The 1,273-nt window shown below is 73.8% G+C and carries 1 protein-coding gene; it reads left to right on the top strand.

Translation table 11 applies throughout. The features are described 5' to 3' along the window. On the top strand, nt 1–1,273 hold a 1,273-nt coding region (locus AC1D01_RS35270), incomplete at both ends, for a sensor histidine kinase (protein ID WP_477874254.1).

The raw sequence follows: 1,273 nt of genomic DNA, 5'->3' as shown, positions 1-1,273 counted from the left end.
GGCCTCGGGCGCGTCGGCGCTGGTGCTGGTGAGCGCGCTGTCGGTGCTGACGGCGCTGGCCGGCGCGCTGTACGTGCAACGCGTGCTGCGCGACCTGCAGGCGATGACGCGCACGATGACGCGGCTGGCCGGCGGCGACGTGGCGCAGCCGAGCGCGGCGATCTCGCGCCCGGACGAGATCGGCGAGCTGGCGCGCGCCTTCCAGGTGTTCCGCGACCACCTGCTCGAGAAACAGCGGCTCACGCAGGGCCTGCATGCGCAGGGCCGGCTGCTGGAGAGCGTGTTCCACGGCATGAACGACGGCCTGTCGGTGTACGACGCGGGCGGCGCACTGGTGGTGTGGAACCAGAAGTTCGAGAGCCTGCTGCCGTTCGCGCCCGGCGTGCTGCGCCGCGGCGTGCCGATCGGCGAACTGAACGCGGCGCTGCCGGCCGGTGCCACCTGGCGCGCGGTCGCGGCCGAGACTGCGGCGCGCCTCGGCCGGCACCGCATCGCGGCATCGGCCGAGCTGCACCTGCCGGGCAGTCGCGTGCTGGAGATGCTGAGCCACCCGATGCCCGACGGCGGCTGGGTCGCCGTCTGCCGCGACCTGAGCGCCCGCCGCGCGATGGAGGCGCAGCTGCGGCAGGCCCAGCGCATGGAGGTGCTGGGGCAGCTGACCGGCGGCATCGCGCACGACTTCAACAACTTCCTGAGCGCGATCCTCGGCRACCTGGAGCTGCTGCGCCATCGGCTGCTTGGTGACGAACGGGTCGCCGCGCTGGCCACGCGCGCACACAAGGCGGCCGAGTCGGCGGCCGGCCTGTCGCGGCGGCTGCTGGTGTTCGCGCGGCGCCAGCCGCTGGAGGTGGAGTCGGTGCGCGTGGACGACATGCTGGCCGAGATGCAGGACCTGGTCGAGTATTCGGTCGGGCCGGCGATCGAGGTGCGGATCGACGCAAGCAGCGCCGACACCGCGCTGTCGGTGCTGGCCGACCGCGGCCAGCTGGAGAACGCGCTGCTGAACCTCGCGCTGAACAGCGCCGCCGCGATGCCGGGCGGCGGCACGCTGACGCTGTCGGTCGCGCACGTCGCGCACAGTGCCTGCGTGGCCCCGGCCGGCGAGGCGGTCGTGGTCCGCGTGCACGACACCGGCCACGGCATGCCGGCCGAGGTGCAGGCACGCGTGGCCGAACCGTTCTTCACGACCAAGGCACCGGGCCAGGGCAGCGGGCTGGGCCTCGCGATCGTCGACGGCTTCATGCGCCAGTGCGGTGGCAGCCTGGTGCTGCAC

This window comes from Rhizobacter sp. P3_B12 (genome assembly GCF_056402895.1).
This window is presented reverse-complemented; position numbering and strand designations above follow the sequence as displayed.